Genomic DNA, 8024 nt, shown 5'->3' with positions numbered 1-8024 from the left:
CGATGGTACTGCAGGGGGGACCCTGTGGGAGAGTAGGACACCGCCGGACTTCCTTTAACGAAATGGCCACCCAACGCTGGGTGGCCATTTCGCATTTACAGGCACATTCCGCCCGCACGGTGACAGCGCCGGTACGCACCCCCCTTGTTTTCGGTATCGAAGGGGGACGCGTACCGGCGCTTCGCCGTACCCGCGCAACGACCCGTTTGGTGTACGTCGGCGCGCGGTCGCGCCGTGCGCGGCAACATTCCACGGACGCGGCATGCCTTCGCACACCCGGGTTCAGAACCGCACGTTCAGCCCGACGCCGTCGCTCGACGTCGTCGGCACGTCGTCGTGGTGCCGTGGTCGTGCTCGCGCGGTCGTGTGCCTATCGACGCCACCCGAGGTCGTGTGCGCGTCGACGACGCCGAAAAAGACGATGCGCCGACTCCCGGGTGAGGAGTCGACGCATCGCGGGGGTGGAGCGGTTCAGCCGGTGTTCTGCAGGCCGGCCGCGACACCGCTCACCGAGAGGAGCAGAAGGCGCTGGTGCTCGGCATCCGGAGTCGGGTTCTCGGTAGAGACGTCCCGCAGGGCGCGCAGCGCGCGCAGCTGCAGGAGCGACAGTGCGTCGACGTACGGGCTGCGCATCTTGACGGCCCGCTGCAGGATCGGCTTGTTCCCCAGCAGGTCGCCGCCGGTGATGCGCTCGACCCAGGAGCGGGTGAGCAGCATCTCGTCCATGACGAGGTCGGCGAGGTCGTCGCGGTCACCGAGGGCGAGGTAGCGCCGGGCGATGCGTTCGTCGGCTTTCGCGAGACTCATCGCGACGTTGTCGATCATCGTGCGGAAAAGCGGCCACTGCTCATACGCCTCTCGCAAACGCTGCTCGTCGCCGACGGCGTCGAGCGCCGTGCCCAGGCCGAACCACCCGGCGAGGTTGATACGCGCCTGCGTCCAGGAGAACACCCACGGGATCGCTCGGAGGTCTTCCAGTGACTCCACCGAGAGACCGCGACGGGCGGGCCGCGAGCCCAGTGCCAGGTGCCCCAGCTCCTCCATCGGCGTGACCGTCGCGAACCACGGCGCGAAGCCTGGAGCCTTCACCAGTGCGAAGAACCGCTCGCGCGAAGCGACGTCCATCTTCTTCGCGACGTCGGCGAAGGCGTCCGCCGCCCCGCGGTTGCGGCGTTCGATGGAGGGGGAGGACGCCGTGAGCACGGCCGCCGCGACCTGGTCGATGTGGCGCATGGCGATGTCGGGGTCGCCGTAGCGGGCGAAGATGACCTCGCCCTGCTCGGTGAGCTTGAAGCGGCCGTCGACCGAGTGCGGGGGCTGCGCGAGGATCGCGGAGTTCGCCGGTCCTCCGCCGCGCCCGAGCGCTCCGCCGCGACCGTGGAAGAGCGTGAGCTCGATCCCCTCGGCCTCGGCCCACGTCGAGATCTCGGCCTGGGCCTCGTACAGCGCGAGGTTGGCGGCGACGGGTCCGACGTCCTTCGACGAGTCGGAGTAGCCGAGCATGACCTCGAGGCGGCGGCCGGTGGCATCCAGCCGGCTCACGAATGAGGGGTGCGAGACGATCTCGGCGAGGATGCCGGGGGCCGCCTGCAGGTCGGCGAAGGTCTCGAACAGCGGGATGACGTCGAGCACGGGCAGGGCTTCGCCCGGCCCCATCGCGTGGGAGGCGAGCTCGTGCACGTTCGCGAGGTCTTCCGCCGACTGCGTGAACGACACGATGTAGCGGCCGGCGGCGCGGGGGCCGAAGCGCTCCTGCACGTAGGCGATCGAGCGGAACACCTCGAGCACTTCGTCAGCCTGCTCGCTGCGGGCACCGCCCGCGCGCAACTCGTCGAGCACCTTGCGGTGGACCGCCGAGTGCTGGCGCACCTCGAGCTCGGTGAGGTGGAAGCCGTAGGTCTCGACCTGCCACACCAGGCGCTGCAGAGCGCCGTACGCCTGACGCGCGGCACCCGCGGCGACGAGCGAGTCCTGTACGGTCCGCAGGTCGGTGAGCAGGTGCTCCGGGTCGCGGTAGGCGAGGTCGGCGTTGCGCGTGCGGGTCGCGGCGATCTTCCGCGCGAGCAGCAGCAGGATGCGCCGGTGCGGCTCGTCGGGCGAGCGCTCGGCGATCTCCGCTGCGGCGTCTTCGTCGGCGGCGCGCAGACGGTGCCATAGCGCGACGAGGGCGTCACTGGGCGGAGTGGTCTCGGCATCCAGGGTCAACCCCCGTCCCACGCGCTGCGTGGTGCGCTCGAGGCCCAGGAGCACGTGTTCGCTGGCGATCGCGGCCGCCTTGCGGGTGACGGATGCCGTGACGAACGGGTTGCCGTCACGGTCGCCGCCGACCCAGGAGCCGACGCGCACGAAGGGCTTCACGATCGGCGCGCGGGCGCCGGCGTTCTCGCCCTGGAGGATGTCGTCGATACGGCGGTACACGCGCGGGACCGCGGTGTAGAGCGTCTCGTCGAAGACAGCCATGACCGAGCGCACCTCGTCGACCGGTGACGGCTTCTCGCGCCGTAGCGGGGCGGTGCGCCACAGGGTGTCGATCTCCTCGAGCATGCGACGCTCGGCACGGCGGCTCTCGCTGTCGTTGCCGGCGGCGTCGTCGTGCTCGGCGAGCAGTTCGGACAGGCGGCGGATGCTGGTCGAGATCGCTCGGCGGCGGGCCTCGGTGGGGTGCGCGGTGAAAACGGGGTGGAAGCGGAGGGCCTGCAGGCGCGCGAGCGCGGTCTCTTCGCCGACCTCGCTCGAGAGGCGCTCGAACGCCGTCGCGATCGTGTCGGGGGTGCCGCCGCGCGAGGGGCGATCGCCGCGCTCGCGCAGCACGCGCACGCGCTGGTGCTCCTCGACGAGGTTGACGAGGTGGAAGTACGCCGTGAAGGCGCGTGCCACTTCGTCGGCACGCTCGATCGACAAGCCGTCGGCGATGGCCGCCGCCCGCTCGAACGCTTCGGGCGTCTCATCGGTGTAGGCCTGGATCGTCGCCGTGCGCAGTCGCTCGACGTCGTCGTACAGTCCGGGGGAGCCGCTCTCCTGAAGGACGCGGCCAAGGAGCGACCCGAGCAGGCGCACGTCGGCGCGCATCTGTTCGGGCAGTTCCTGGCCGGCTTCGAAGCGGCCCACGAGGTCGATCGCCTCGGTCGGGGTCAGTTCACGCACACGCCCCAGATTATCCGCGTCCTGTTGCGCGCAGATCACGTGTGACGCGGGGCCGCCGTCGCCCACGCCGAATTCCGGACAATATCCGGCTGAGGGTCGCGAGGGCCGCAGGATTTCGGCCCGGTCCGGGATCGGCATCCGTCTTTCCGGTCACGTCGATATCGACGACCTCGCGCGGTGCTGCGCAGGCCCCGCCTCGACCGCGACGGCCACGAATCGGGGGAGGAGCGCGCCGCGCGAGAGTTCCGCGGGGCATACTCGTCGACAGCGGGCCCGTCGGGGCCGCGGAGGGAGACACCGTGAGCGACGACGCCCTGCGAGAAGCCGCCCGGACGATGCACGCCGTGCGCGAACGGTGCGTGTGGACGCAGCAGATCGACCACCGCGACCTCGTGCCCTATCTCGTCGAGGAGAGCGCCGAGGTCATCGACGCCGTCGAGGCGGGCACGCGCGCCGACCTGCGGGAGGAGCTCGGCGATCTGCTCTGGCAGGTGCTGTTCCACGCGGAGATCGCGGCGGGCGACCCCGACGACCCCTTCGACATCGACGACGTGGCGCGCGGTCTGACCGAGAAGATGGTGCGGCGGCATCCCCATGTCTTCGCGGGAGCCGTGGCATCCACGCCCGAAGAGGTGCTCGTGCACTGGAACGCGGCGAAGGCGGCCGAGAAGCGCGAGCGTACGAGCGTGCTGGACGGTGTCAGCGATCACATGCCCTCGCTCAGCCTCGCGCAGAAGGTGATCGGCAAGGCCGCGCAGGTCGGGGTTCCCGCCCCGCATCACCGCCTCGCCGATCCCGCCTCCGAGGCCGAGCTCGGTGACGCCCTGCTCGCCATCGTCCAGCTCGCGCGGGAGCGCGGCTGGGACGCCGAGCGCGCACTGCGCGAGCGCCTGCGCACCGTTCGCGCCGACGTGCGGGCCGCCGAGACCGCGGCCGGTTGACGACACCGCAGGCGCAGGGCGACATCCGCCTACGGTCTCGGCACGTGCATGCGGTCTCGGTGGGGCGTTCGACCGCGCGCGAGCCTGGAACAATGGGACCGTGGCATCCGTGAACCCGCCGCGCGGCATGCGCGACTTCCTCCCCGCTGACAAGGCCCGTCGCGAGCGCGTGCTCGCCGTCATCCGCGAGCGCTACCGTGCGCACGGTTTCGACGAGATCGAGACGCCCGTCATGGAGGAGTACTCGCGTCTGCACGCCGGTCTCGGGGGCGATAACGAGAAGCTGTCGTTCAGCATCCTGAAGCGGGGGATGGATGCCGAGGGCATCCGCGCCGCGGCCGACGACCCGGCGGCGCTGGCCGACCTGGGCCTGCGCTACGACCTCACGGTTCCGCTGGCACGCTTCTACGCGACGAACCGTGCGCAGCTGCCGACGGTGTTCCGCGCGATCCAGATGGCTCCCGTCTGGAGGGCCGAGCGCCCGCAGAAGGGGCGCTACCGCCAATTCCTGCAGTGCGACATCGACATCATCGGCGACGCGTCCGCGCGCGCCGAGGCGGAGCTCATGATCGCGAGCCTCGACGTGCTCGACGCGCTCGGCCTCGAGGGCGGATCGATCCGCGTGAACGACCGACGCGTGCTCGACGCGATGCTGGACGTCTTCGGCTTCGCCCCCGACGAGCGCCCCGGGGTGCTCATCACGATCGACAAGCTCGACAAGGTCGGCCCCTCGGGCGTCATCGCCGAGCTGCGCGAGCGCGCGGCGACCCCCGCGGCCGTGGACGCCCTCGCTGCGTACCTCGATCGGCCGGCGGGTGCGCCGACCTTCGACGACGCGGGGATCCGCGCGGCCCTGCCCGACGGCATCCCGGACGAGGTCATCGCCCACCTCGTCGCCCTGGGGGAGACGGTGGCAGCCGCGCGCGGTGCGGACGCACCGCTCGTGTTCGACCCGTTCCTCGTGCGCGGCATGGGCTACTACACGGGCACGATCTTCGAGCTCGCGCACCCGAGCGTCGACTACTCGCTCGGCGGCGGCGGCCGCTACGACGGCATGATCGGTCGGTTCCTCGGCCAGCAGGTGCCGGCGGTGGGCTTCTCGATCGGCTTCGAGCGCATCGTGGACCTGCTGCCCGACGACGAGGCCGACGGGGAGCGCTCCGTCGTGCTCGTGCACGACCGCGACGTTCCACTCGACCGGCTGGTCGCGCTGAAGGGCCGCCTCATCGCCGACGGGGCGCGCGTGCGTCTCGAGCAGCGGGTGAAGAACATGAAGGCCCTGCTGGAGCGGTCGGCGGCCGACGGGTACACCGCGTTCGCCTCCGTGGGGTCCGACACCACGGCGGAGTCGCTGGAGCTCAAGCCCCTGTCGTGAGGCTCGGGTCGCCGGGCCGGCCGCGGTCGGCGCCGCGCCGGGACCTCACGCCGCCACGCTGACCAGAGCCTCGCTCGGACGCTCCGCGGCGAGCCGTTCGAGGCGCTCGGCGGTCGCGGCATCCCGGGGCGAGAACCACACCACGCGCGAGCCGAGTGCCTCGTCGATCCACAGGCTCGACATCTCGAGGTGCAGCTCGCCGACGCGGGGGTGGAGCAAATGCTTGAGGGCGTTTCGCTCCCCGCCCACGTCGCCCAGTCGCCACAGCTCACCGAAGCGCGGCGACATCGCCTCGAGTTCGGCCACGAAGCGCTGCCACGACGCCTCGTCGTGGTGGCGGCCGTAGGCGGTGCGCAGGCGCGCGGCGATTCGTCGCTGCGCGTGGTCGAGGTCGACGTGGGCGCGCTGCCACGCCGGATCGGTGAAGAGCAGGACGGCGCAGTTGCGGCGGTCGACGGGCAGGTCGTCCAGGTCGTCGAAGAGGTAGCGGTAGGAACGGTTGAACGCGCGGATGTCGAAGCGCGCTGTCTGCACCGCGGCGGGGTAGGGCAGGAGCTTCTCGAGCAGGTCGAGGTGGGTCTGCCCGACGCACGTCCGCGTCGCGCGGTCGGGGAGGGGGAGGTCGGCCAGGTCGAAGAGATGGTCGCGCTCGTCGTCGCTGAGCAGCAGCGCGCGGGCGATCGCCGTCACCACCTGGGCCGAGGCGGCGATCGGGCGCCCCTGCTCGAGCCAGGTGTACCAGGTCAGCCCCACCCCGGCGAGCTGCGCGACCTCTTCGCGGCGCAGCCCCGCGACCCGGCGGCGCGTCCCGTCGGGCAGGCCGACGTCGGCGGGGCGCAGGCGCGCGCGGCGGCTCCGCAGGAACGCGGCGAATTCCGCGCGGACATCGTCGGACCGTGTCATGGCATCCTCCTCCGGCGATCCTAGAACCGCCTCCGTCCTGCATCCGCCCCGTGAGGAGTGGTGGCAGTACCAGGATGAGCGGGCTCCTGGTACCAGGATGCGACGCGCTCCATGCTGGCACCATGACCACCTCCGCACAACCGGCGACCGGCAGCGCCCCGACGCCGATCCGCCCCCAGGCCGACGACGTGCCGACCTGGCGCTACCTCGGTTTCCTGCTCGGCCCCGGTGCCGGCACGTTCGCCTTCAACGCCGTCACCGTGATCCTCCCCACGCTCCGCGAGCGGTTCGGGGCCGGCGACGTCGCCCTCGAGCTCGTCATCGCGGCGTACGGCATCCCGTTCGCGGTCCTGCTGATCCTCGGGGGGAGACTCGGGGACCGCTTCGGGCGCCACCGCCTCTACACGCTCGGGATGGGGCTGTTCCTGGTGTCGGCGATCGCCTGCGCCCTCGCGCCCTCCATCGAGACGCTCATCGCCGCCCGAGTGGTGCAGGGCGTGGGGGCGGCGCTGTGCACGCCCCAGGTCCTCGGCACCATCCAGGCGACCTCGCGCGGAGCGGCGCGCACCCGCGCGATCGCCGCCTTCGGGGCGAGCGGCGGGATCGGCGCCGCCGTGGGGCAGGTGGCCGGTGGTGCGCTCGCGGCCCTGTCCTTCGGTCCCGTCGACGGGTGGCGTGCGGTGTTCGTCGTCGTCGCCCTCATCGCGGTCGCGGCGATCTCGTTCGCGCCCCTCGCCCCCCGCTCCCGCTCGCACGAGGTGGTCGCGATCGACCTCGTCGGCACCGCGGCGCTCGCCGTCGGCATCCTGGCGGCCTCGGTCGCCTTCACCTTCGGGCCGGTGTGGAACTGGTCGTGGCCCGTCGCGATCGCCCTCGTCGTCGCCGCCGTCGCCCTCGTGGCGATGTGGCGGCACCAGAACGGCATCGAGCGGTCGGGGCGCGTGCCGCTGCTTCCGCCGAGCGTGCTGCGCCTGCGTCCCTTGCAGCTGGGCCTGCTCGCGGCCGCACTGTTCTTCGCGGGCTACTCGGCTCTGCTCTACGTCTTCCCGCGCGCCGTCGAGGCCGGCGGGCTCAGCTCCCTGCAGGCGGGGCTCGCGCTGCTGCCGTTCGCCGTGGTGTTCGCGGCCATGTCGCTCGCGGTCGCGCGGGTGCAGAGCCGACTGGGCGACGCGACGCTCGTGCTGGGGGTCAGCGTGCAGATCGTCGCCCTCATCGCGATGGCGGCGACCCTCGGCGTCGCGTGGGGCAGCGACATCGGGCTGTGGCTGCAGCCGGCGCTCGTGCTGCTCGGCGTCGGTCAGGCGCTCATCTTCTCGCCGCTCACGCAGCTCGTCGTGCGCGAAGTGCCCGTCGAGGCGGCGGGGCTGTCGGGTGGGATGTTCAGCACCGCCCAGCAACTCGCGCTGTCGTTCGGCGTCATCGTGATCGGGGGTGTCGTGACCTTCACCGGCGCGGCCGGCCGCGACGAACTCCTCGTCGGTCTCGCGCTCGACATCGGTCTCGCGGTGGCGGTGCTGGCTCTCGCCCTCGTGCTGCGGGCGCGGGGCGCTCGCGTCGCCGGCTGAATCGGTGCGTCGGGCCCGGGCATCCGGAGAAGACCCAGGATGCCGGGAGCCCGCCGTCGCCGCGCCGTCACGGTGCGTCCACCGGCCGTTCACCGC

At 71.9% G+C, this 8024-nt stretch carries 5 protein-coding genes; 3 read left to right on the top strand and 2 right to left on the bottom strand.

Annotated features, from left to right (window positions below; genetic code table 11):
* Positions 1 to 471 precede the first annotated feature (471 nt).
* Positions 472 to 3144, bottom strand: coding sequence for a phosphoenolpyruvate carboxylase (locus ACFZA2_RS12745; RefSeq protein WP_391405253.1), 2673 nt, complete (start codon positions 3142 to 3144; stop codon positions 472 to 474).
* A gap of 335 nt (positions 3145 to 3479) precedes the next feature.
* Here ACFZA2_RS12745 and ACFZA2_RS12740 point away from each other — a divergent pair, with 335 nt between their 5' ends.
* Both ACFZA2_RS12740 and hisS read left to right on the top strand, forming a co-directional pair.
* A complete protein-coding gene (locus tag ACFZA2_RS12740; RefSeq protein WP_391405330.1) occupies positions 3480 to 4085 on the top strand; it encodes a MazG family protein in 606 nt (201 codons plus the stop codon).
* A gap of 127 nt (positions 4086 to 4212) precedes the next feature.
* Positions 4213 to 5460 carry a histidine--tRNA ligase gene (hisS, locus tag ACFZA2_RS12735; RefSeq protein WP_391405327.1) on the top strand — a complete coding sequence of 416 codons (1248 nt, stop codon included), beginning with the start codon at positions 4213 to 4215 and terminating at the stop codon, positions 5458 to 5460.
* Positions 5461 to 5505: 45 nt separating this feature from the next.
* On the opposite strand, the gene ACFZA2_RS12730 is transcribed toward hisS, so the two are convergent.
* A complete protein-coding gene (locus ACFZA2_RS12730) occupies positions 5506 to 6363 on the bottom strand; it encodes a helix-turn-helix transcriptional regulator (protein WP_363392271.1) in 858 nt (285 codons plus the stop codon).
* Positions 6364 to 6485: 122 nt separating this feature from the next.
* Between ACFZA2_RS12730 and ACFZA2_RS12725 the strand changes: the two genes are divergently transcribed.
* Complete coding sequence (locus tag ACFZA2_RS12725) at positions 6486 to 7928, top strand: MFS transporter (RefSeq protein ID WP_391405249.1); 1443 nt, start codon at positions 6486 to 6488, stop codon at positions 7926 to 7928.
* Positions 7929 to 8024: the final 96 nt, after the last annotated feature.

The sequence above is a fragment of the Microbacterium sp. NPDC007973 genome (assembly GCF_042958465.1).
GTDB classification, from domain to species: Bacteria; Actinomycetota; Actinomycetes; order Actinomycetales; family Microbacteriaceae; genus Microbacterium; species Microbacterium galbum.
Note: the sequence above shows the minus strand (reverse complement) of the source record. Positions and strands in the feature narration are given on the sequence as shown.

What these genes read in the sequence shown, in the direction of transcription:
- ACFZA2_RS12725 (WP_391405249.1), top strand. Translation starts at nt 6,486, where the DNA reads ATGACCACCTCCGCACAACCGGCGACCGGCAGCGCCCCGACGCCGATC.
- ACFZA2_RS12730 (WP_363392271.1), bottom strand. Translation starts at nt 6,363, where the DNA reads ATGACACGGTCCGACGATGTCCGCGCGGAATTCGCCGCGTTCCTGCGG.
- hisS (WP_391405327.1), top strand. Translation starts at nt 4,213, where the DNA reads ATGCGCGACTTCCTCCCCGCTGACAAGGCCCGTCGCGAGCGCGTGCTC.
- ACFZA2_RS12740 (WP_391405330.1), top strand. Translation starts at nt 3,480, where the DNA reads ATGCACGCCGTGCGCGAACGGTGCGTGTGGACGCAGCAGATCGACCAC.